The sequence below is a fragment of the Nocardia jiangxiensis NBRC 101359 genome, from assembly GCF_000308615.1.
Taxonomy (GTDB): Bacteria; Actinomycetota; Actinomycetes; order Mycobacteriales; family Mycobacteriaceae; genus Nocardia; species Nocardia jiangxiensis.
This window is the reverse complement of record NZ_BAGB01000043.1, coordinates 97,712-118,399: the sequence shown is the minus strand read 5'-3', so window position 1 is coordinate 118,399 and position 20,688 is coordinate 97,712. Positions and strand designations below refer to the sequence as shown.

Annotated in this window: 20 protein-coding genes; 8 read left to right on the top strand and 12 right to left on the bottom strand. The window is 68.3% G+C overall.

Annotation, left to right across the window (positions count from 1 at the left end):
• Positions 1–86: 86 nt before the first annotated feature.
• The 6 genes from ON40_RS18940 to ON40_RS18915 all read right to left on the bottom strand — a co-directional run bounded on the left by ON40_RS18940 (position 87) and on the right by ON40_RS18915 (position 6,403).
• Positions 87–860, bottom strand: coding sequence for a creatininase family protein (locus tag ON40_RS18940; protein ID WP_040824897.1), 774 nt, complete (start codon positions 858–860; stop codon positions 87–89).
• Positions 857–2,173, bottom strand: coding sequence for an FAD-binding oxidoreductase (locus ON40_RS18935; RefSeq protein WP_040824821.1), 1,317 nt, complete (start codon positions 2,171–2,173; stop codon positions 857–859). The genes ON40_RS18940 and ON40_RS18935 overlap by 4 nt, the downstream gene beginning before the upstream one ends.
• Positions 2,170–3,345 carry a hypothetical protein gene (locus ON40_RS18930; RefSeq protein WP_040824818.1) on the bottom strand — a complete coding sequence of 392 codons (1,176 nt, stop codon included), beginning with the start codon at positions 3,343–3,345 and terminating at the stop codon, positions 2,170–2,172. Before ON40_RS18930 ends, ON40_RS18935 begins: the two co-directional genes overlap by 4 nt.
• A 30-nt stretch (positions 3,346–3,375) precedes the next feature.
• Complete coding sequence (locus tag ON40_RS18925) at positions 3,376–4,137, bottom strand: ABC transporter permease (RefSeq protein WP_373281932.1); 762 nt, start codon at positions 4,135–4,137, stop codon at positions 3,376–3,378.
• Between the two features lie 224 nt (positions 4,138–4,361).
• The gene (locus ON40_RS18920) at positions 4,362–5,120 is read right to left on the bottom strand and encodes an ABC transporter ATP-binding protein (RefSeq protein ID WP_040824816.1); all 759 of its coding nucleotides are present in this window, start codon (positions 5,118–5,120) and stop codon (positions 4,362–4,364) included.
• Positions 5,121–5,146: 26 nt separating this feature from the next.
• Positions 5,147–6,403 carry an amidohydrolase family protein gene (locus ON40_RS18915; RefSeq protein ID WP_040824814.1) on the bottom strand — a complete coding sequence of 419 codons (1,257 nt, stop codon included), beginning with the start codon at positions 6,401–6,403 and terminating at the stop codon, positions 5,147–5,149.
• 214 nt (positions 6,404–6,617) lie between these two features.
• Here ON40_RS18915 and ON40_RS18910 point away from each other — a divergent pair, with 214 nt between their 5' ends.
• Together ON40_RS18910 and ON40_RS18905 are read left to right on the top strand one after the other, a co-directional pair.
• Positions 6,618–7,301 (top strand): helix-turn-helix domain-containing protein, encoded by a 684-nt coding sequence (locus tag ON40_RS18910; RefSeq protein ID WP_051193290.1) that lies wholly within the window; start codon positions 6,618–6,620, stop codon positions 7,299–7,301.
• A complete protein-coding gene (locus tag ON40_RS18905; protein WP_040824813.1) occupies positions 7,298–8,263 on the top strand; it encodes a PDR/VanB family oxidoreductase in 966 nt (321 codons plus the stop codon). The genes ON40_RS18910 and ON40_RS18905 overlap by 4 nt, the downstream gene beginning before the upstream one ends.
• Positions 8,264–8,315: 52 nt before the next feature.
• Here the strand turns inward: ON40_RS18905 and ON40_RS18900 are convergent, their stop codons facing one another.
• Positions 8,316–9,899 (bottom strand): AtzH-like domain-containing protein, encoded by a 1,584-nt coding sequence (locus ON40_RS18900; RefSeq protein WP_051193289.1) that lies wholly within the window; start codon positions 9,897–9,899, stop codon positions 8,316–8,318.
• Positions 9,900–10,092: 193 nt separating this feature from the next.
• On the opposite strand from ON40_RS18900, the gene ON40_RS18895 reads away from it, so the two are divergent.
• On the top strand, positions 10,093–11,013 hold the full coding sequence (locus ON40_RS18895) for an MBL fold metallo-hydrolase (protein WP_040824810.1): 921 nt from the start codon (positions 10,093–10,095) through the stop codon (positions 11,011–11,013).
• A gap of 38 nt (positions 11,014–11,051) precedes the next feature.
• On the opposite strand, the gene ON40_RS18890 is transcribed toward ON40_RS18895, so the two are convergent.
• The 5 genes from ON40_RS18890 to ON40_RS18870 form a co-directional block, all read right to left on the bottom strand.
• Entirely contained in the window at positions 11,052–12,446 is a 1,395-nt protein-coding gene (locus tag ON40_RS18890) for an amidohydrolase family protein (RefSeq protein WP_051193288.1), read from the bottom strand.
• Positions 12,439–13,188: a cysteine hydrolase family protein gene (locus ON40_RS51215; protein WP_085997742.1), complete on the bottom strand. Its 750-nt coding sequence runs from the start codon at positions 13,186–13,188 to the stop codon at positions 12,439–12,441. Before ON40_RS51215 ends, ON40_RS18890 begins: the two co-directional genes overlap by 8 nt.
• Positions 13,185–13,640 carry a cupin domain-containing protein gene (locus tag ON40_RS51210; protein ID WP_063713043.1) on the bottom strand — a complete coding sequence of 152 codons (456 nt, stop codon included), beginning with the start codon at positions 13,638–13,640 and terminating at the stop codon, positions 13,185–13,187. The genes ON40_RS51215 and ON40_RS51210 overlap by 4 nt, the downstream gene beginning before the upstream one ends.
• A 119-nt stretch (positions 13,641–13,759) precedes the next feature.
• Positions 13,760–14,482, bottom strand: coding sequence for a GntR family transcriptional regulator (locus ON40_RS18875; protein ID WP_083895767.1), 723 nt, complete (start codon positions 14,480–14,482; stop codon positions 13,760–13,762).
• Between the two features lie 180 nt (positions 14,483–14,662).
• The gene (locus ON40_RS18870; protein WP_169541880.1) at positions 14,663–15,469 is read right to left on the bottom strand and encodes a BMP family ABC transporter substrate-binding protein; all 807 of its coding nucleotides are present in this window, start codon (positions 15,467–15,469) and stop codon (positions 14,663–14,665) included.
• 37 nt (positions 15,470–15,506) lie between these two features.
• Here ON40_RS18870 and ON40_RS18865 point away from each other — a divergent pair, with 37 nt between their 5' ends.
• The 5 genes from ON40_RS18865 to ON40_RS18845 all read left to right on the top strand — a co-directional run bounded on the left by ON40_RS18865 (position 15,507) and on the right by ON40_RS18845 (position 20,669).
• A complete protein-coding gene (locus ON40_RS18865) occupies positions 15,507–16,670 on the top strand; it encodes a methylenetetrahydrofolate reductase C-terminal domain-containing protein (protein ID WP_051193286.1) in 1,164 nt (387 codons plus the stop codon).
• Positions 16,667–17,731 carry a phosphotriesterase family protein gene (locus ON40_RS18860; protein ID WP_040824802.1) on the top strand — a complete coding sequence of 355 codons (1,065 nt, stop codon included), beginning with the start codon at positions 16,667–16,669 and terminating at the stop codon, positions 17,729–17,731. Before ON40_RS18865 ends, ON40_RS18860 begins: the two co-directional genes overlap by 4 nt.
• A gap of 167 nt (positions 17,732–17,898) precedes the next feature.
• A complete protein-coding gene (locus ON40_RS18855) occupies positions 17,899–18,969 on the top strand; it encodes an ABC transporter substrate-binding protein (RefSeq protein ID WP_169541878.1) in 1,071 nt (356 codons plus the stop codon).
• Complete coding sequence (locus ON40_RS18850; RefSeq protein WP_051193284.1) at positions 18,969–19,748, top strand: ABC transporter ATP-binding protein; 780 nt, start codon at positions 18,969–18,971, stop codon at positions 19,746–19,748. Before ON40_RS18855 ends, ON40_RS18850 begins: the two co-directional genes overlap by 1 nt.
• 12 nt (positions 19,749–19,760) lie before the next feature.
• Positions 19,761–20,669 (top strand): ABC transporter permease, encoded by a 909-nt coding sequence (locus ON40_RS18845; RefSeq protein ID WP_083895763.1) that lies wholly within the window; start codon positions 19,761–19,763, stop codon positions 20,667–20,669.
• The last annotated feature ends 19 nt before the right edge of the window (positions 20,670–20,688 follow it).

The following is a 20,688-nucleotide window of genomic DNA, read 5'->3' as shown; positions in this document are numbered from 1 at the left end:
TATGGCGGTGCTGCGCATTCGCCGAATGCGTAGCACCGCGGAAAGGCCAGCGTTGCAACGGTGTACGACCGTCTGCCGGTGATCGCTCAGCGGACCACCCGTCCCGGATCGAAGACGGCGATCTCGGGAATCGCGTCCACCAGCGCGTCGACCTTGGTGGCGAACATCTGCGCGCCGAGTTCGGCGGTGGCGCCGGTGGGGTCGCCGATCACGCCGGATTCGGCGAAATCGTCGGCGAGCCAGCCGAATCGGACCGACTTGCCGAACCCCACATGCTTCAGTCCGGCGATCGCGTGCGGCACAGCGGGTTTCGCTTTGCTCATATCGACCAGGTCGGGCCGTAGGTGCAGCATGAGGGAGGTCTCGGCCCATCCTGCGTGGATTCCGAACCCCTCCTCGGTCGGTCCCGGCTCGGCGGGCGAGCCGTGCAGGAAGGTCTGCAGGTCGAAACGGCGGCGTAGTTCCCGCAGCGCTACCTCGAGCAAGGCCGAATTGCCACCGTGGCAGTTCACGAACAGCAGCCGCCGCGCGGGCGTCGCCGCGATGCTGCGGCCCAGGTCGATCACCGTGCGCAGCAAGGTTTCCGCCTCCAGCCACATCGCCCCCGGCAGGTTGGCGTGTTCGTCGGACTTGGTGTAGCCGAGCGCCGGCAGCAACCACACGTCGTGCCCCGCGGCGGCAGCGCGTTCGACCGCGGCGCTGGTGATCGCCTCGGCCACCAGCAGATCGGTGCGCAGCGGCAGATGCGGCCCGTGCGGCTCGATCGCTCCGGTCGGCAGCACCAGGATCGAATCACGGTGCAGCGCAACGGGAACCTCGGCGGTGGTGAGGTCGAAGAAGTGCCGTGTGGATGTGGTCATTCGCGCCACCTTCCCGGATTGAGCAGGCCCTTGGGGTCGGTCGTGCGGGCCAGTTCCCGCACGCGGTCCGCGTCCAGGTCGACATAGGACTGATGTGGCGAATGCACCGATACGCCGAGTTCGGCCAGGGCGGGCACCCCGGCGTAGACCTGTTCGGGATCGCGGTAGATGCCGTTGAGCATCCCGAACATGGTCCCGTGTCCGGTCTCGAGGTGCAGCATGCCGCCCGGGTAGACCGCCTCCACCTCGTGTAGCCGGGTGACCAGCGCCTCGCCCTGGCACTCCATGTGAAAGTAGGTGTCCGGCACCGACTTCTGCAGCCACCAGGTGGGGTGGTTGTAGGACAGGGTGCTCAGCCGCATCGTCTGGGCCGGCCCGGTGCGCACCGCCTCGATGCGCCCGCCCGCGGCGACCAGCACGCTGATCGTCTCGTCCAGTGCGGCGGCATCGATGATGCCGCGCACGTTCGCCCGGCCCGGCACGAACGCGGGATCCGCGGGCAGCGCCTCGACGACCGTGGCGCAATCGGCCGACAACAGTCGCGGTTTCGGCTCGATCGCCGCGGCCCGCATCGCGGCCGGGAAGGCGTCGTAATGCGAATCGAAACTGGCGTACAGGCACTTCCAGTCCTGGAGCGGCTCGATGCGCACGGTGGCCGCGACGATGATGCCGGCCACGCCGTAGGTGTGCACCATCGGCTGCGCGTCGGGTCCGGTGAGATGGACCAGTTCGGCGTCCTCGTGGCCGTAGACCACGTCGACCGATTCGACGAAACCCATGTGGTTGCGGCCGTGCACGATCGTCCCGGTGCCCGCGGAGCCGCCGGCCAGGAATCCGCCGAGGGTGGACTGCGCGGTCGACGGATACATCCACAACTGCCGTCCGGCGTCCCAGGCGGCCTGCTCGAGGTTGATCATCCGGGCGCCGGCTTCGGCGGTGACGGTCGTGTCGGTGAGCTCGCCGATGGCCGACAGCGAGGTCATATCCATCACCAGGCCGCCGTAGCGGGGCACTACCTGACCGTAATTGCCGGTGCCCTTGCCGCGGGCGGTGATCGGGACGCCGTGCCGCACCGCCGCCCGCACTATCGCCGGAACCTGGTGCGCCGCTTTGGGATAGCACACCACGTCGGGGCGGCCGAGCGGTTGCGCGGACAGGATCGGGCTCATCGTCGAGCCGTCGCGGGCGGCTCGGTCCAGCGCGCGATCCAGGGTGCTGACCCCGCGCGGGCCCAGCAGTGCCAGCAGCTCATCGATCAGGGCGTCGAGGTCGCCGGGGCCGAACCGGGGACGGGCCGACAGCGTGGCGGTCATGAACCGAATCCGATCTTCGGGTCGATGAACCGGTTGGTGGCGATCTGGTCGGGCGTCAATTTCGCTGGGACGCTGACCTTCTCCGCGGCATAGACCGGCCGGGTGATGTCGATGATGTGCTGCACGCGGGCGGGATCGAAGCCGCCGGCGGCGCCGTTCTCGTTGCCGACGATGCCGAGTTCGCGCATCGTGGTGGTCGCGTAGTCGGCCTCGCCGGAGTCGTAGACCCAGCCGGTGTCGTACTTCGCGGCCGCCTCCACGATCAGGGCGTTGACCTTGGCCGGGTTGGCGAAGTAGTCGACGTCGGCCTGCTGCATCACCGGAACCAGGCGTTGCAGGCAGGCGGCGTCGGCGTCGAGATCACCCGAACGTATTGCCAGTTCGGACGCGTAGATCGGGTATCCCGCGTCGTTGATCAGCTGATAGGCGACCGGCTTGTGCCATTGGTCGATCTTCTGCCGGTACAGGTACGGTTCAGCGCTGGCGAAGCCCTGCTGGGCCTTCTTGCCCTGGGCGGCAACGAAATTCGCGGGCGTGCCGTCGTAACTGCCGTCCACCTGACTCTTGTCGAGAATGCCCGCGCCGAGGAAATAGTCCATGAACGGGGTGCCCTGGTAGTACAGCACGGTGGCCTTGGCGACCTTCAGATCGGCGATGGTGTGCACGGCGGGGTAGCTCGCCGGATCCCACATGATCATCTGCGGGTTGATGCGCAGCGGCGCGAACACCCCGGTGGTCGGTGTGGTCGCCGCGGTCTGCACCGAGTGGTCGGTATCGGTGTACCCGAACATGATCGAGGTGTCCTGGTACATCTGCGAGGTGACCGACTGGAAGCCTATCGCCGGACCGCCGGCTCGGATCTCGAGGTCGACGCCGGTGTACTGCCCGTGCGCGAACAAAGGACCGACGATCCGCTTGGCCGCGGCGTCGATCTTCGGATCGGGGCCGAGCATTTCGTAGGTGAAGCCGTGTTCGGCTTCGGGGTTCCAGTCGGTCTGCACGACGATCTTGGCCGGGCACACCTGTTTCAGGTTCACCGGGCCGATCGGTCCGGTGTAGCCGGAACCCGCTGTGGCGCTGCTGCTCTGGCCGCATCCGGTCAGCGCGGTCAGGCTCAGCAGAACCGCGGCGGCACTTGCGCCGACAGCGCGCGGCAAGGGGATCTTTCGCATGGGGGGTCGCTTCCGGGAGAAGGGAACGGGTCAGTGACGGGCGTCGTCGTACCAGGCGCCGACGATCCTGCGGCCGAGTCGGCCGAACAGCACGAACACCACCACACCGAGGGCCGAGGCCAGCAGGATGGCCGCGAACAGCTGCGGTGCCTGCAGCCGGGACCGGTAGTTGTCCAGCAGGATGCCGATGCCCGGATCGCCCTGCTTGAAGAAGAAGTCGCCGACGATCGCGCCGACGACCGACAGTCCCGCCGAGATCCGCAGACCGGCGAAGATCGCGGGCATCGCGGCCGGGAATTCGAGCTTGCGCAGTACGGTCCACCGGCTGCTGGTGCGCAGCGCGAACACCTCTCGCAACCCCTTGTCCACCGATTTCAGGCCGAACAGGGTGTTGGAGACGATCGGAAACAGCGCGATCAGCACGCACACGAAAACCCTGGAGATGAAACCGAATCCGAACCAGAATCCGATCAGCGGCACCAGCGCCAGAATCGGGATGCACTGCATGACCACCGCGTACGGGAACAGCGCCGTCTCGGCCCAGCGCGCCTGCGCCATCAGCACCGCCCACACGATCCCCAACACGACGGCGATCACCAGCCCGACCCCGGCGACGGTGGCGGTGCGTCCCAGCGCCTGCCACATCTCCTGGGCTTGCGGGCCCAGCAGCCCGTCGGTGATCACCTGTTGAGGCGGAGGCATCAGGAACCGGCGCGCGGGGGTGAGCAGCGCGTAGCTGATGGCGTACCAGACGCCGATCACCAGGGCGAGCACCGTGAGCGGGGCGATCACTGTGCGCAGCCGACGGGGGGTCGTGCGCGCGGTATCGGAGGGGCCAGCTGCCGGCTGGGCGGAAATGGTTCGATCTTCACCGCTGTGTGCGGTCGGCTCGGCCGATCGGGTCACTGTTGCGGAAATATCAGCGGCAGAGCATATTTCGTCATTCTTCGCGGCTCCTTCGGAGGTGGGTCCGGTGGGGGTGTCCGAAGGGGCCGGGGAGGTGTGTGTTCCGGTATTCATGCGTGAATTCCTCGCAGTGACTGCGAGACTCGGCTCGCCAGGTCGGTGAAGGCGTGGGTGTAGCGGATTTCCGGTCGGCGCGGAAACTCGAACGGGACCTCGAATTCGGCGACGATCCGGCCCGGACGCGGTGACATCACCGCAACGCGGGTGGACAGGTAGACGGCCTCGGCGACCGAGTGGGTGATGAACAGTCCGGCGAACCGGCGGGTGGCGAACAGTTCGGTGATCTCGTCGCCCAGGCGCTCGCGGGTGATCTCGTCCAACGCGCCGAAAGGCTCGTCGAACAGGAACAATTCGGGATCGACGCTCAGCGAGCGGGCCAGGGACGCGCGCATCCGCATGCCTCCGGACAGCATGCGCGGCAGCTGATCCTCGAAGCCGGTGAGGCCGACCAGTTCGATGGCCTCCCGGGCGCGGCGGTAGCGTTCGGCCTTGGGTACGTGGTCCAGCTCGGCCAGCAGGGCGACGTTGTCGCGGACGGTGCGCCACGGCAGCAGCGTCGGATCCTGGAAGACGTAGCCGATCCGGTTCGCGCCCACCTGGGCGTAGCCCCCGGTGGCGGACTCCAATCCGGAGGCGATCCGCAGCAGGCTCGACTTTCCGCACCCCGATGGCCCGACCACGCTGACGAATTCGCCTGCGCGCACGGTCAGATCGACGCCGTCCAGGGCGAGAGTGCCGTTGGGATAGCTGAGCCGGGTCGAGGAGAAACCCAGGACCTGCGTGCCGGGGCGCGGTGGCGCCTCGTGCATGGCGGGGTGGATGAGCTCAGAAGACATCAGACCTCCAGTGGGACGACATCGGCCGTGCGGTACTCGGTGCGGCCGATCGAGATGATCGCGCCGTCGCGGATGACGATCCGGTCGGCCGGCGCGGTGGCGACGACGTCGAGCAGGCTGGTGCCGCGCACAGCCAGAAACTCCGCGCGCGCACCGGGTTTCGCGCCTGCTTCGGGCAGACCCAGTACCGCGCGCGCACCGTCGGTGACCAGGTGCACGGCCGTGCGCGGCGGAACATGTCCGGCCGCGATCAGCAGGGCGGCGGTTTCCAGGGCGTCGCTGCGACCCAGCGGGTTGAACGGGTCGCGCACGTTGTCCGCGCCCGCGGCCACCGGGATCCATGCCTCGAGCAGCGCGGTGAGCGCGGTGAGTCCCCGCGGTGTGGCGATCGGCTCGTCCCGGCCCTGCAGGTACAGGTTGGTCAGCGGCAGGCTCACGATCCCCATGCCTGCCTCGGCCAGCAACGCCAGGACGGGTGCGAGTTCGTCGGCCGGCAGGGTGCCCAGGCGGCAGCAGTGCCCCGCGGTGCGGATGCGGTCCGCCGGCCACGCGGCTACCCGCCGGGCGTAGTGCGCGAGCGTGTGATGGTCGCCCCGGAGGAATTCGTCCACGTGCAGATCCGTTCCGACACCGCGGGATTCGGCGAAGTCGAGCAGCCGGGTGAGCTCCGCGGTGGGGTCCGGTGCGAGATGCGGTGCGCCGCCGAGCAGATCGGCCCCGGCCGTCAGGGCCGCGTCGAGCACGGCGGCATCGGAACCGGGCGGCGCCAGGACGACGATCTCGATGTCGACCAGGCCGCGCAGCTCCCGGCGCACGCGGTCCACCGCGCGGATGCCGCGCAACGGGTCCGGCCCGCCGAGGATGTCGGCGTGGGTGCGAATCGCCGTGGTGCCGTTGCGCAGCAGGGCCAGGGCGGCCGCGGTGGCACGCCGATGAAAGGACTCCTCGTCCAGCTCCGGGCTGCCGCGCCGCCACACCTCGATCGCGGTGGCCAGATCCGCCTCCGGTGGCGCGAGCACATCCCAGGACAGGGCCTTGTCGAGATGGGCGTGGGGTTCGGCGGGCGCGGTGAGCAGGACGAAACCGGTCAGATCCAGGGTCTCGGGGTCTTCGTGCGGAGGCCGGGACGTACTCGGCCGCACCGCGATGACCCTCGCGTGCGGCCCGTCGTGGCCCAGCTCGACGTCGACCACCGCGCCGTCCGGGGTACTCGCGCCGCAGATCCGCGAAATGCGGTGCGGTAGATGATGATCCATGGAGATCCTTCGCTGAGCGGGTGGTGGTGGCTCGCGGCGTGGCTGGTCGGCGAGGCGTAGCGGAACAGGTAATGTTGATGTGATCAACATTCAGTACTATTCAGCCGGGGTGTTTCCGGTAGATGAACCACCTGGCTACGGTCTTGTTAATTCGTCCCTCGCTCGGGCGAGATTCGGCGAACTCCGCGGGTGACGATGAGGGAAGGTGCGGGATATGAAGGCGCAGAACGGATCCGGACCGGCTGGCGCGGATCCCCGGGTGCTGCTCGGCGCCGAGATCCGCCGGCGGCGGCGCGAATCCGGGCTCACCCTGGTCAGGCTCGCCGAACAGGCACAGATCTCGCACCCGTTCTTGAGCCAGCTCGAACGCGGCCTGGCCCGGCCCAGCATGCTGACCCTGGCCCGGATCGCCGAGGCGTTGGGCACCACGCAGGTGGAGCTGATGCTGGCCGCCGACACCGCGGGTCGCGGTGAATCCGCGGATACGGCGCAGTCCCAGGTGATCCGGTCGCACGAGGGCGTGCAATTGCCGCGCGGCATCGCCCGATCGGGCCGGGAGGAGGGCTCGACCCGGCTGCTGGTGCACGGTCGGGCCGCGTTCTATCCGCAGGAATTCGTGGACGTGAGTGGCGATTTCGGCCCGTACTTCGTGCACGACGAGGACGAGTGGGTGTACGTCGTGAACGGCGCGATCGTGGTCGATCTGGGCGATCACGGCGACGCGCGGCTCGCGGAGGGGGACAGCCTCTACTACACTGGCGGCACACCACACCGGTGGCGTGTGGTGGACGCCCCGCAGGCCAGGCTGATCGTCGTTAAAGCGGCCGGGCGCGAGGCGGATCCCGTGGCTGGGATGGATAGTCCGGCGGGGCCCCGACTTTCCGGGAGCACCCGATGATCACCTCGACCTCCGCCGATACGACCCCTATCGATGTCGTCGTGCGCGAACGACACTGCGTGGCAAGCGATATCGATGAATTCACGCTCGCGCGCCCCGGCTCCGGCGCCCTCCCTGCCTGGGAGCCCGGCGCCCATATCGACCTGCTGCTGTCGGATGCGCTGGTCCGGCAGTACTCGCTGTGCTCGGATCCCGGCGACCCGTCCACGTACCGGATCGCGGTGCTACGCGAACCGCACGGGCGGGGCGGTTCGGCTCGGGCGCACGAGATGCTCCGGGTCGGAGCGCATATCTCGATTCGACCGCCGCGCAACCACTTTCCGCTGGTCCGTGCACTCGGCTACGTCTTCGTCGCCGGCGGGATCGGGATCACGCCGATGATGCCGCTGGTGGCCGCTGCCGCTCGCGGCGGACGGCCCTGGCGGCTGGTGTACACCGGCCGGGACGATGCGAGCATGCCGTACGCCCGGGAATTGCGCGAGCGCTACGGGGATTCGGTGACCCTGCACCATTCCACCCGCGACGGGCGGTTCGACCTGGCCTCCGACCTGGCCGGATCCTCGCCGGGAACGGCCGTGTACGCCTGTGGTCCGAGGAGTCTGATCGCCGCCGCCGAGGCCGCCTGCGCCGGGCTCGAAGCGGTGGACGTGTTCGCCGAACGATTCACCGCCGCGGACCTCCGCGGCGCCGACTCGCGTGCCTTCGAGCTGTCCCTGGCGGTATCGGGTCTGACGCTGAGCGTGCCCGCGCGCCGATCGATCCTGGAGGTGGCCGAAGCCTCCGGTGTGGTGGCACTGTCCTCGTGCCGCGAGGGGACCTGCGGCACCTGTGAGACGGGTGTGGTGAGCGGGGAGGTGGACCACCGCGATTCGGTGCTGACCCCGCAGGAGCGCGCCGAGAACGAGTCCATGATGATCTGCGTATCCCGATGTGCGGGAGAACGTTTGGTACTCGAGTTGTGATGTCCGCCCGGGATATCTGCCGCGCGTCCAGCTCCGGCGGCGGTTTGTCGAGCTAGAGAGGGTCGGTCTGTGCCGAGGCGAAGGCCAGGAGGCTGTGATCCTGTCCGGGTGCGGCCACCAGGCACAGGCCGATCGGCCGGGTGTCCGCGCGCACTGCGGGGATGCTCAGCGCGGGCAGTCCGGCGAGGGAGGCCAGGCAGGTCAGACGTAATGTCTTCTGCCGCACCGACTCCAGGAGTGCGGGGTCGGTGTCGCGCCGCGGCGCTGCCGAGGAAGTGGACGGCAATGCCAGGACCGTGCCCGGGGGAAGTGATCGCAGCAGCTCCGCGCGCATCGCGTCCAGCAGTCGCTGGGCTGATTGCCTTGTGGCGCTGTCGATATCACGTCCGGCGTGGAAGCGGGCGGCGATCTCCGGGGAGAGCGCGTCCGGATGTGCGGTCAGCAATTCGCCGTGCGTATCCCATGCCTGTGCCGTCTGCACGGTGCGAAACGCGGTGAAGACGGCGTCCAGTCCGCCCGAGTCCGGGTAGGTGAGTGCGCCGGGGACCGGCGGTGCCAGCACGGTCCCGGAGGCCGCTCCGCACAATGTCAGTGCCTGTACCGCGGCTCGGAACGATTCTCGTGCCGCCGGATCGAGCAGTTCGACCAACTCGGCGGCCACGACCACGCGGGTGATCGGCTCGACCGATTGCGGCGGGAGCAGGGCCGCACCCGCCCGGGCCAGCAGACCGGCATCGCGGGTGAGCAGTCCGACGCTGTCGAAGCTCGGCGCCAATCCCACCAGCCCGGTGCGGTCGATGACACCGTGCGTGGTGCGCAGGCCGTACAGCCCGCAGTACGAGGCGGGGACGCGGATCGACCCGGCGGTATCGGTGCCCAGGCCGATGTCGGCGAGCCCGGCCGCGACCGCGGCGGCCGGACCGCTGCTCGATCCGCCGCTGAGGCACTGCGGCGCAACAGGATTGGGGGTGTCACCGTAGTGCGCGTTCGAGCCCGACAGGGAGAAGGCGAGCTCGTCGGTGTGCGCGATGCCCGTGACGTCGGCCCCGGCCGCCAGAAGGGCCTCGACCGCGGCCGCGTGCCGGGACTCGATCGGAGCCTCGGACAGCCACACCGGATTTCCGGCGCCGATCGCCTGCCCGGCGACGGCGAACAGATCTTTCACCGCGACACGGGTATTCGTCAACGGGCCGTCACCGCCGCGTGCGAGCGGCTCGGGTCCCGGTGCGACACGCCAGATCGGGTCATCGGGTGAGGTAGGGGTGGCCACGGGAGTCGGTGCGGCGGAGACATGGGCCACCGTGATCGCCCAGCGTCCGCCGCTGCGTTCCCAGACCTGAGTTTGGATGCCGCACATCCCATCCGCGCGCCGGGTCTGCGCCACGATCACCCGCGCGTCGGGACCGAGCGAGCGGGTGTGCACCTGCAGCAGGGTGCGTGCTGGTGCGCCGCCACGACCGGCCCGGAACGCGGCGATCGCGTCGTGGCCGACCAGCACGTCGCCGGAGTCGCCGCGCAGGGTGCGGGGGCCGTCGGCGAACGCGGCGTCCAGGGCGGGAACGTCGTTGGCCATCAGGGCTCGTTCGTATTCGGCGAAGGCCAATCGCAGGTCGTCGTCCAGATCGTCGAAGGTCACTGGTCGGACTGTACCGATAATGTTGATGTGATGAACATTCCGCGTGTAACAGTGCCGTGAACCTTCGTGCCGGGATCGACTGCCGGGCTGGGCTTCTGGTGATCCGGATCATTCGGCGCAGCAGCTTTACGTCGAGGAAATACCTCGCCGCTACGGTGGTAAATGTAACTGTGATCAACATCAGTGAGGTGTGATGAGGCCATCGGCTCCGGCGTCGTGCATCGACGCGCACTCGTGGTTCGACGTGCGAGAGGTCGGTCGGGACATCCACATGATCAACGAGCCCGGCCATGCGGCCTGCTATCTGGTCATCGGAACCCGCGCGGCGCTGCTGTTCGACTCGGGATTGGGGATCGCGCCCATCTCCGAGATCGTGCGGGAGCTGACGCATCTGCCTGTGCTGGTGGTGTCCTCGCATCACCACATCGATCATCGAGGCGGCAATGCCGATCTGGCGGCGCATCTGGAGGTGCAGGATTTCTGTGCCCATCCCGCCGCGACCGAGCACGGATCCGGGTGTGCGCACGACGCGGCGGATCGGGAATTCCTGCGTGCCTACACGGGGGCGATGACCCGTGTGGTCGCCGAATTCGGCCGTTTCGCCGAGTTGGACGCCCGGTATTTCTTCACCCTTGCTCGTGTCGGTCATCCGCGCCCGCTGCCGGACCTGACACGCTGGACGGTCGAGGCCACGCCGGTCACCCGGACCCTGGCCGACGGCGAGACCATCGATCTGGGCGGGCGAAGCCTCGAGGTGCTGCACACGCCCGGACATGCCCCGGACGCCCTGTGCTTGTTCGAAAGATCTTCGGGCACATTGCTTTCCGGCGATACCGTGCTCTCCGCGGCGCATTGGCTGCACGGTCCGGGTGCGGACCCGGTCGGTTTCGCCGCCTCGACGCGGCGTTTGGCGCAACTGCCTGTCACTCGAATCCTGGCCGCGCACAACATCGTCTGCGAACTTCCCGGCCGTGCTGCCGGTGAAGTTGCCCGGGCCGCGGCGGCGCTGCTCGAGGGAACGACGACCGCCACAGCCGGATACGACATGCTCGGCCATCCGGTGACGCGCCACGACTGTGGACCGGTCACCCTGCTCACCCCGCCGAGTATCTGAATCATGCCTGCGCACAGCCGAATCCGTCGCGTCCGGATTCACACGGCCGCTCGGGTCGCGGGCGCCAGCCCGTCGAGGCGGAGCCGCCTGCTCGCCTCGGCTGCCAGCGGGGACAGCGCCCGGCGCCCGTCACTGATCATCGTGCCGCCCACGTAGACCCCGACGAGATTGCGCAGCCCGCAGGACAGCACGTAGGCGTCGACCGGTCGCCACAAGGGGCCGACGTCGGGAGCGGTGGGGTCGACGAGCACGAAATCGGCGAACTTGCCGGGCTCCAAACTGCCGACGCGGTCGTCGATGCCCAGGATCCGGGCCGAACCGAGCGTGTGCATCTCCAGGACGCGCCGCATCGAGATCGCGGTCGGATCCTGCGTGCTCGCCCGCACGCTGTACGCGCCGATGCGCATGTTCTGCCAGGGATCGGCGAGGTCCGAGCAAGCCTGGTCGTCCAGTCCCATGCCGATCTCGATGCCCGCCCGTTCCAAGGCCGGGATGTCCGCCACACCCGAGCCCAGCCGTCCGTTGGCGGCAGCCTGCCAGCTCATCCGTGCGCCGGTCGCCGCGGTCCGTGCGATGAACTCCGGTGTCGGGTGCACGAAATGACCGAAGATGAAATCCGGCCCGAGCGCGCCCGCGCTGTCGTACCAGTCGAACTTCGCCCGGTGGCGCGCGAGCGCCACGGACGTCTCCAGAAAATGTGCCTGGTTGATGACGCCGAACTCCCGCATCAGCGCGACCTCGTGCCGTGCGGCGTCGCGGTTCTCGGCCCACTGGACCCCGCCCATGACGGCGGCGGCCAGCGCGTAGCGACGGTCCAGTCCGAGCACGTGCTCCACCGTTGCCCGGAACCGTGCGCGGATCTCGGCGAAGGTGCCGATGTCGGAGTCCGGGCGGGTGGCGTTGACGAACCGGATTCCGGCGTCGTACTTGGCGTCGATCTGACGCAGGATGTGCTCGAGCGGCCGCAGGTGAGTACCGGGTTCGGTGCGGTGACCATCGATCATGTCCGCCCACGGTTCGCGCGGGTCGGTGAAGTCGAACGCCGTGGTGACGCCCGCGTTGAGGAAGTCGAAAGCGCCGTGCAGTGTCGCCCAGTAGATCTGGTCGAGGGTGGCTTCGCGGGCGGCGCTCATCACGACGTTCGCCCAGTCGTAGAGCTGGTCATCGGCGGCGAGCCCGCGCAGGCCCGAGGTCCACAGGTGGCTGTGCGAGGAGACGAAACCGGGCGCCACGAACCGGCCCGCGGCGTCGAGCAGGGGAAGATCGCCGTGGACCGGAGTACCTTCGCCGAGTTCGGTCACGATCCCGTGCTCGATCCGTACCCACCCGTCGTCCAGATAGTAGGGGAGGCCGGACTCCGGCGGGGCGCCGGTGATCAGCCGGGCGTGTGCGATCAGCAGCGACGAGGTTCGCCGCGGGGTGTGCTCAGACATCGGATTCTTCCAGCATGGCGACGACGTCCCGCCATGCCGCGGTGAAACCGAAGCACTGGCGCACGTTGTAGACGGTGGCCTCGAGACAGAAGGCGGGGGAGGAGGTGGTGGCCGCGCCCTCGACGAGCACGGTGTTATAGCCGAGGCAGGCGGCGTCGGACAGTGTGGACAGCACACATTGGTCGGCGTTGACACCGGCGAAGAGCAGTGTGTCGACTCCGCGCAGGCGCAGCACGCTGTCGAGTTCGGTGTCGAAGAAGCCGCTCATCCGGTACTTCGCCACCTGGATGTCGTCCTCGGCGACGGTCAGCTCGTCGACGACTGCGGCGCCCCAGCTCCCGGCCGTGAGGACCGCGTCGCTGCGCCCGACCGCGTCGCCGATACCGCCGCCGGAGCCGTCCGGATCGTACACGTGGACGACGTTCGCGGGCAGGTTCGCCCGATCCGGCCGGTTGCCCCAGTTGAGCCACACGACGGGAATGTCGGCGGCACGGGCCGATTCGGTCAACGCCCGGCAGGGCTCGATGGCCGCGCGAGGACCGGAAACATCGACGCCGAGGGAGCCGAGCCATCCTTCGGGATGGCAGAAGTCGTTCTGCATGTCGATCACCACGACGGCGGCTCGGCGCAGGTCGAGGCCGAGTTGCTGCGGCCTTGCGGGAAGGCCGCGGATGCGCGGCGCGGGGGCCGGGGGATGTAGGTCGACGTGTGTTGCGGAACGAAGCCAGGACTGGCGGATCATGACTGCCGGAGACCGGCGAAGATCGCCTGCTTGTCCTGGTCGTCGAACGTCGTCGGGGTGCCCGTGGTCACCAGGTGCTCGAATCCGTCCGGGAGGGAACCCTCGTTGTCCGTCGCCATGATCGTGACCGCGTAGAGGCGTTCGGTCGCCGAGGTGTTCCGGATCGTGTGCGTCGATCCCTTGGGCAGCACCAGGACATCGCCCTGGGTGAGTCGCACCATGTGCTCGTCGCTCGTGGCCTCGGCTTCACCGTTGAGGATCAGGAAGATCTCGACCGATTCCGGGTGGGAGTTCTTCGGTTGCGCTCCGCCGGGCTCCCAGATCTCGAAGAACACACTCGCGGGCGAGCCGTCGGCAGGACCGGTCAACGGCACGAGTTTGACGAGGTCGGTGGGGGCGATGAGGCGCGCGACGAGGTCGTCGACGTGTTTCACCACAGGTGCTTCGGCCAAGGGAACTCCTCGATGGGCAAGTGTGCGATCGCGACTTCTCGCGTGTAATCCATGGTCAGACAGCGCCATGACGGCGGAATTACGCGACGTTTATGCCCGTGAAACGAAACGACCCTGCGCTACCCGCGACGGACGGCCCGGCGGACCATCCCGTACTCCAGGCCGTCCATCAGATGCAACTCGTGTGCCCGGTAGAGGCGCGTGCCGTGCAGCGACGCTCCCACCAGCGTGATCGATAGAGCCGGGCGGGCGTCGTCGAGTGCCAGCACCTCACGCCACGCGCCCTCGGGGACCACCGCCCCGATCTTCGCGGACTCCCACTCCACCGACTCGCCCCGCAGCACCTCGACGATCTCGAAGACGGAGTACTTGGTGTCGAAGACGACGTCGTCGCGCCGCCGGGCGGGGATCACGTCCTCGGCGGCGATCCGGGGCGTGCCGTCGCCGAGCCAGCGCTTGACCACTCGCAGGCACTGCGATCCGGTCGGCACCGCGAGATCCGCGGCCTCGACATCGTTCACGGTGGACCATTCGACGCTGATGACGTCCACCTCGACCTCGAAACCAGCGTCCTCGAGCAGTGTCGACAGCTCGTAGGACTGGTCGATCCGCAACGCCACGGAGAAGGCGCTCACGTTGGGGAACGTACCCTGGTGAGCCCGGCGGGCGACGAGCCCGTGCGCTTCCAGCCCCACCAGCGCTTCGCGCACCATGGGCCGGGACACGCCCAGTCGCCGGGCCAGTTCGATCTCCGGCGGCAGGGGCGTCCCCATCTCCGCCGCTTCACGGCAAATGCGCTGCAATTGCTCGTGGAGCGAATCGGATCCTGCCCTGTCTGCCATCGATGCTCCCGTTCGGTTGCCGCGGTACCTCTGGTGGTGAGAAAGCAGGGTAACCCGGCCGATGTGCCGGTGCTCGCCGAATCATCCTGTGACGCAACAGGAATGAAACCGCTGCGACCCGAGACCTTTACAACGCTGTCTTACCTTCGGGGTGTGCTTCTCCCCGTACTCCCGGTGTCTTCACGACGGTGCGCGTTCGAGCCAGATCTCACCGGCCTCCCAAGTGCACGTATGAATGCCGGGCAGTTTCGTTCCGGCTACAGCTGTGCGGACCAGGTTTTCCAGCACCGGCGCGATCGCGCTTCGGATGCTCGCCGCGTCATCGCCGACCGGGGTGAGGAATCCGTAGGTCGTCGCGCCGAGCGCTCGGGCAGCAGCCGTTGCCGCGGCGCCCGCCTCATCGGCCGAATGCGCGACGAGGCCGCACCCGAAATGCCGGGCCAGGTGTTCGCCGGTGGCCGCGCCTCGGTCGACGTCACGGAAATCGGGCAGGTGCACCACGACGACCGACCGCCGCTCATCCACATCGGACACGCCCCGGACGAAAGCGGCCGCCGTTCGCCGCTGTGTCGGCACCGCGGGCCCCGCGACGAAACCGATCGGCCCCGCCGTCTCCGCTGCCGCGGCTCGGCCCGCGTGCTCCGCGCCCACCCACCAGCGCCAGTCCACGAGGGTGAGGCCGGGCGGCGGCTCCGATGTCCCGTCGGTGTACTCCAGCGGGACGTCGCTGAGGATCACCGACCGGACGGCGCTCTCCGTCGCGCCGAGCAGTTCGAGCGCCGCGTTGTAGTACTGGATGCCGTGCAGCACAACGACATCGGGTGCGGTAGGGCCGAGCCATTCGCGAGGCACGTCCCCGACCGCGGCCTCGACCTCCAGCCCGGCCGCGGTGAGGCGGTCGACCGCGTGCCACGCGCCGCCGACCCATCCTTCATCCCGGTCCGCTGCCGGGACCGCCACTCCAACCCGCGCTGACGACGCAGCCATTCCGCTGAACTCTCCACAATCCGAATCGAGGACAACCATGCAGACCGCGCTGCCCGTTCACTATAACTGTCCCAAATCCATGAAAATCGGTCCCTGCGGCGGGGTTTTCGCAGACGGCGGCTGCGAGACCGCGCCGGAAAGCACGTGTGTATTCCTCGATCCCGGCCTGGCGGCGCGGCGTACGGCGGACGAAACCGCGTTCCTGGCGAATCTTTCGGTGCCGGGCCCCGCCGGTGCGGGCAGCCGGTTCAAACAGCACCTGGACTCGGGACGGTTCGCCGTGATCGCCGAGGTGAACGGCGCGGACAGCGCCGATGCGAGCACGTTCGTCGAAGCGGCCCGCGTGGTGTCGGACGTCGCGGACATCGTGTCGGTCACCGATCACTCCGGCGCCAACGTGCATATGGGAAACATTGCGGCGGTGGCGCATCTGAAGGCGGCCGGACTCGAGGTGATGCCCACCTTCGGCTGCCGCGACCGCAACCGGATCGCCTTGCAGGGAGACCTGCTGGGCGCGGCCAGTCTCGGCGTCCGGGATGCGTTGCTGGTCACCGGCAACCATGTTCTGGTCGGTGACTCACCCTCGGCGACAGCGGTGTTCGATCTGGACAGCCCGCGCCTGCTGGCGATCGCCGACCGGCTGCGCACCGAAGGCCGATTCGACAACGGCCGAGCGGTGGAGGTCAAACCCGATCTGCACCTCGGCAGTGTGGCCCACCCGTTCGCGCCACCACTGGGCGACCGCCCGCGGCAGGTCCTGCGCAAGGTGCGTGCGGGCGCGGATTTCATTGTCACGCAACATATTTTCGACCTGCCCCGCTGGCGGGAGTTCATCGCCGGGGTCAACGCCCTGCGTGGCGACGAGCGTCCCTTCGCACTGCTCGGCGGTGTCGCGATCATGCCGAGCGAGCCGATCGCGCGGGCGGTGAACGCCGGGCTGCGCGGATTCTCGATTCCCGAACAGATCCTCGAACGGTTACGCCACGCCAAGAATCCACAGGACACCGGACTCGACATCGCCGCCGAGACCGTGCGGGAGCTGCACGAGACCGACGGCGTGGCGGGATGCCTGCTCGCCCCGGTCACCGGCAGGCAGAACGCGCTCACCGCGTCAGCCGAGCAAGCCGAGCTGATCGCCGAGGTGCGGCGTCGCGCGGGCATCCCGGTCGAGGCATCGGTGCGGTCCGGAGTGGTCGCATGAGCGCGGCGCTGACCGGGAAGACCGTGATGAGCGTGACCGGTCCGGTGGCGGCCACCGCCCTGGGCGTGACGCTGCCGCACGAGCATCTGATCGCGAACGCGGGTACGCAGTGGATCTACCCGTCCGATGCGGATTCGCTGGCGAAGTACACCCAGCCCTACCGGGCGGAGCTGCACGGAGCGGTTCAGCTGGAGCCGTTCTCGTACCGGTCGGCGATGCGGCAACTCGATTTCGGCGTCGCGCGGGAGGAGCTGGCCGGTTTCGCGGCTGTGGGCGGAACCACGGTCGTCGATCTGGGCATCCCCGGCTATGGCCGAGATCCGCAGGCGTTGCGCGCGCTGGCCGAACTGACCGGGGTCACGGTCGTGATGGGGTGCGGGGAGTACGTCGAGCACTCACATTCGCCGTACGTGCGCCACTGCTCGGCCGAGGTGATCCGGGATGTGCTGCTCGAGGAGATCAACGACGGCGCCGGCGCGACCGGCGTGCGTCCCGGGGTCATCGGCGAGATCGGCACCGGCAATCCCGCCACCGAGGACGAGCGCAAGGTGGTCCGCGGCGCGGCGCTGGCTCAGCTCGAATCCGGGCTGGCATTGAACATCCATCGCACGATCTACCCCGATCCACTCGCGACGCTGCCGGTGATCGACGAGGTACTGGCCCTGGGCGTGGATCCGGCCAAGCTGATCATCAGCCACTGCGACGAGCGCCCGGAGCCGGAATTCGCCTTCGAGGTCGCCCGGCGTGGCTGCTGGGTCGAGCTCGACACCTGGGGAATGGAACAGTGGGCCAGCTCCGCGCGCAGGGGTGGGGAGTATCCCCTGCGATCGTTCGACCACCATCGCATCGACCTGCTGCTGTCCCTGCTGGACGCCGGTTTCGGCGGCCAGCTGCTGGTGAGCCACGACATCGCGATGAAACCGCAGTTCACCCACTACGGCGGTTGGGGGCTGAGCCACCTGTTCAGCAACATCCGGCCCCGCCTCCTGGCTCGCGGTGTGGACGAGCGGCAGTTCGACGAGCTGACCATCATCAATCCAGCGCTCGCGATCGTGAGCTGACCCAGGAAGTAACCGAACCGGTCGGTGTGAAACGTCGGCGCAATTATCGCCGAACGATCGCGTTACACCGTCGTCTTACCTTGAGCCCGAACGAAGTTCACCTACCTCCGCAACCCGCCGGCAGCCGGGCCAGGCGTCGAGTTCACCACCCCACCGAGGAGATCGCCTTGTCGAAGATACTCACCAGATTGCGTGGCGTCGCCGCCGTCGCGGCCACCACGGCTCTCGTCCTGACGGGCTGTTCGAGCACGGCGAGCACCCTTGCCGAGAGCGCGGACGGGCTGACCAAGGTCACGGTCGTGCTGGGCTGGTTGCCCACCGCCGAGAGCGGCGGGTTCTACGCCGCACAGCAACTCGGCTACTACAAGGCCGCGGGCCTGGACGTCACGATCGAACCGGGCGGCCCGCAGGTCTCGGGGACGCAGTTGGTCGCCAGCGGCAAAGTGCAATTCGGCATCACCGGCTCCGGGTCCAACGAGATCGTCGCTGCCCGTGAACAAGGGATCCCCCTCAAAGCCGTCAACGCCATCATGCAGGACAGCGCCACCGGCATGATGGTGCACGCGGACACCGGCATCGCCAGCCTGAAAGACACCGCGGGCATGACGTGGCTCAACTCGCCGGGTGTCCTGGGCCCGGAGTGGGCGAAGAAAACGCTCGGCATCACCTTCGCCCAGCAGCAGTACACCGGCAGCCTCGCCAACTTCCTGCACGACGACAAGCTCGTCCAGCAGGGCATCGCCTCGAACGAGCCCTACGTCGCCCACGAGCAGGGTGCGGCGGTGAAGTTCCTCCCGTTCTCCGACATCGGCTTCAACCCGTACAACACGGTCACCTACGTCACGGACAACTTCCTGAAGACTCGGCCGGAGATCGTGAAGAAGTTCGTGTCCGCGAGCAACCAGGGCTGGCGTGACTACGTCGGCGACGTCAAGGTCGCCACGGACGTCAACACTCACCTGACCAAGGACGTCGACAAAACTCTGGACGCCGCGCTGGTGTGGTTCGAATGGGACGCGCAGCGCAAGTACATCCTGGCGGGCGACGGCGCGCGGCGGATCGGCGCGATGAACCGGGAACGGTGGCAGGCGTTGATCGACCAGATGCGAAAGCTCGGTGTCGTGAAGAAGTCGATTTCGGTCGACGATGTCGCGGACTTCGACGTAACCGGCGACCTGGCTCCCGCCGCCGAGCAACCGGCCGCCCCGAGCGGTTCCTACGACCCCATCACGTACTGATGACGACCAGCGCCACCGAGACGACGACCTCCGGGACTCGCGGACGGGCCCCGATGCTCGAGTTCCGCGGGGTGGAGAAGATCTTCCGCAACGGCTACCACGCGATCACGCCCCTGGACCTCACGGTGCGCACCGGCGAGATCGTGTCCATCGTGGGACCCTCCGGGTGCGGCAAGACGACGGTGCTGCGCATGGCCGCCGGGCTCACCGAGGTCAGCCGCGGCACGCTCACCCGGCACGCCACCGAGCAGGCGTACGTGTTCCAGGATCCGACGTTGCTGGCGTGGCGCAACGTCCGGAGCAACGTGGAACTCGTCGCGAAGCTGAAGAAAATGCCGAAGCAGCAACGCCGTTCGGCCGCGCGGCAGGCGATCGAGACGGTCGGACTGACGGACTTCGCGAGTGCGCTGCCCCGTCAGCTGTCCGGCGGGATGAAGATGCGGGTCTCGCTGGCGAGGGCGATCACGAGCGCACCGAAGATCATGTACTTCGACGAGCCGTTCGCGGCCCTGGACGAGTTCACCCGCGCGCACATGTCCGAGGTCCTGCTCGATCTGTGGCGGCTGCAGGACTTCTCGGCCCTGTTCATCACCCACTCCATCGCGGAAGCGGTGAACATCGCTCACCGTGTGGTCGTGATGGCCGCCCATCCGGGCCGGGTCGAGCAGGTCCTGACGTCCCCGAGCCCGCCCACGGCCGACCCCGCAGCGCCGCGTGATCGTGATGCGCTGGCCGAGATGGAACGTGAGATCGCCGGCATGCTCGCCGGTACGCATTAGAGGAATGGTTCGATGACACGCTCTGTCCATGTAGCGCAAGAGAATCCGGCCACCGCCGTGACCGTGATGGAAGCGGCGGCGGAACACCCTGACGTCGCCGACGACCGGGAACTGGTACGGCCGCCGCGGCGCAGCCGGGCCAAACAGCTGGCCCGCATCGGAATCCCGCTGGTGTTCGCGGTCGTGGCGATCGCCCTGTGGCAGCTCGTGGTCAAGGTGACCGGACAACCGGCCTATCTCGTGCCGGGGCCCCTGGACGTCCTCGATGCGCTGCGAACCGGCGCGAGCGACCTCATCGAGCCGACGATCGTCACGATCAAGGAGGCGTATCTCGGATTCCTGCTCGCCGCGGTCAGCGGTTTCGCCGTGGCACTCGTCATGGCGCGGTGGCGTGTCGCGGAGCTCGGTGTCTACCCGTACCTGGTGATCCTGCAGACCGTGCCGATCATCGCGGTCGCGCCGATCTTCGTGGTCTGGTTCGGCGCGGGCAATGCGACGAACATCATCATCGCGGCCATGCTGGCGGTGTTCCCCATCGCGGCGAACACGCTCCAGGGACTGCGCTCGACCGACCGGAACCTGGTGCAGCTGTACCGGATGGCCGGGGCGCCGCCGCGTACTCAGCTGTTCTCCCTGCGGATCCCGCACGCCGTGCCGCAGATCATGACCGGACTGAAGATAGGCGCCAGTTCGGCCGCGATCGGCGCTATCGTCGGCGAGTTCGCCGCGGGCATCGGAGGCGGCGCCGGTGGCCTCGGCTACGCGATCACCCGGTACGCGAACCAACTGCAGACTCCGCAGCTGTTCGCCGCCGTCATCGTCGCGAGCGTGATCGCCCTCGTCCTTTTCGGCCTCGTCACGCTGATCGAGTGGCTGCTGCTGCACCGCTGGCACGAATCAGCGACCCCGCAGGACGAGTGAGGCAGTAGGAGGATCGAGG

Coding starts and splice junctions, on each gene's coding strand:
- ON40_RS18905 (WP_040824813.1), top strand. CDS start 7,298: ATGATCACCTCGACCTCCGCCGATACGACCCCTATCGATGTCGTCGTG.
- ON40_RS18850 (WP_051193284.1), top strand. CDS start 18,969: ATGACGACCAGCGCCACCGAGACGACGACCTCCGGGACTCGCGGACGG.
- ON40_RS18940 (WP_040824897.1), bottom strand. CDS start 860: ATGACCACATCCACACGGCACTTCTTCGACCTCACCACCGCCGAGGTT.
- ON40_RS18895 (WP_040824810.1), top strand. CDS start 10,093: ATGAGGCCATCGGCTCCGGCGTCGTGCATCGACGCGCACTCGTGGTTC.
- ON40_RS18915 (WP_040824814.1), bottom strand. CDS start 6,403: ATGGATCATCATCTACCGCACCGCATTTCGCGGATCTGCGGCGCGAGT.
- ON40_RS18865 (WP_051193286.1), top strand. CDS start 15,507: ATGCAGACCGCGCTGCCCGTTCACTATAACTGTCCCAAATCCATGAAA.
- ON40_RS18860 (WP_040824802.1), top strand. CDS start 16,667: ATGAGCGCGGCGCTGACCGGGAAGACCGTGATGAGCGTGACCGGTCCG.
- ON40_RS18910 (WP_051193290.1), top strand. CDS start 6,618: ATGAAGGCGCAGAACGGATCCGGACCGGCTGGCGCGGATCCCCGGGTG.
- ON40_RS18890 (WP_051193288.1), bottom strand. CDS start 12,446: ATGTCTGAGCACACCCCGCGGCGAACCTCGTCGCTGCTGATCGCACAC.
- ON40_RS18845 (WP_083895763.1), top strand. CDS start 19,761: ATGACACGCTCTGTCCATGTAGCGCAAGAGAATCCGGCCACCGCCGTG.
- ON40_RS18870 (WP_169541880.1), bottom strand. CDS start 15,469: ATGGCTGCGTCGTCAGCGCGGGTTGGAGTGGCGGTCCCGGCAGCGGAC.
- ON40_RS18930 (WP_040824818.1), bottom strand. CDS start 3,345: ATGCGAAAGATCCCCTTGCCGCGCGCTGTCGGCGCAAGTGCCGCCGCG.
- ON40_RS18935 (WP_040824821.1), bottom strand. CDS start 2,173: ATGACCGCCACGCTGTCGGCCCGTCCCCGGTTCGGCCCCGGCGACCTC.
- ON40_RS18875 (WP_083895767.1), bottom strand. CDS start 14,482: ATGGCAGACAGGGCAGGATCCGATTCGCTCCACGAGCAATTGCAGCGC.
- ON40_RS18920 (WP_040824816.1), bottom strand. CDS start 5,120: ATGCACGAGGCGCCACCGCGCCCCGGCACGCAGGTCCTGGGTTTCTCC.
- ON40_RS51215 (WP_085997742.1), bottom strand. CDS start 13,188: ATGATCCGCCAGTCCTGGCTTCGTTCCGCAACACACGTCGACCTACAT.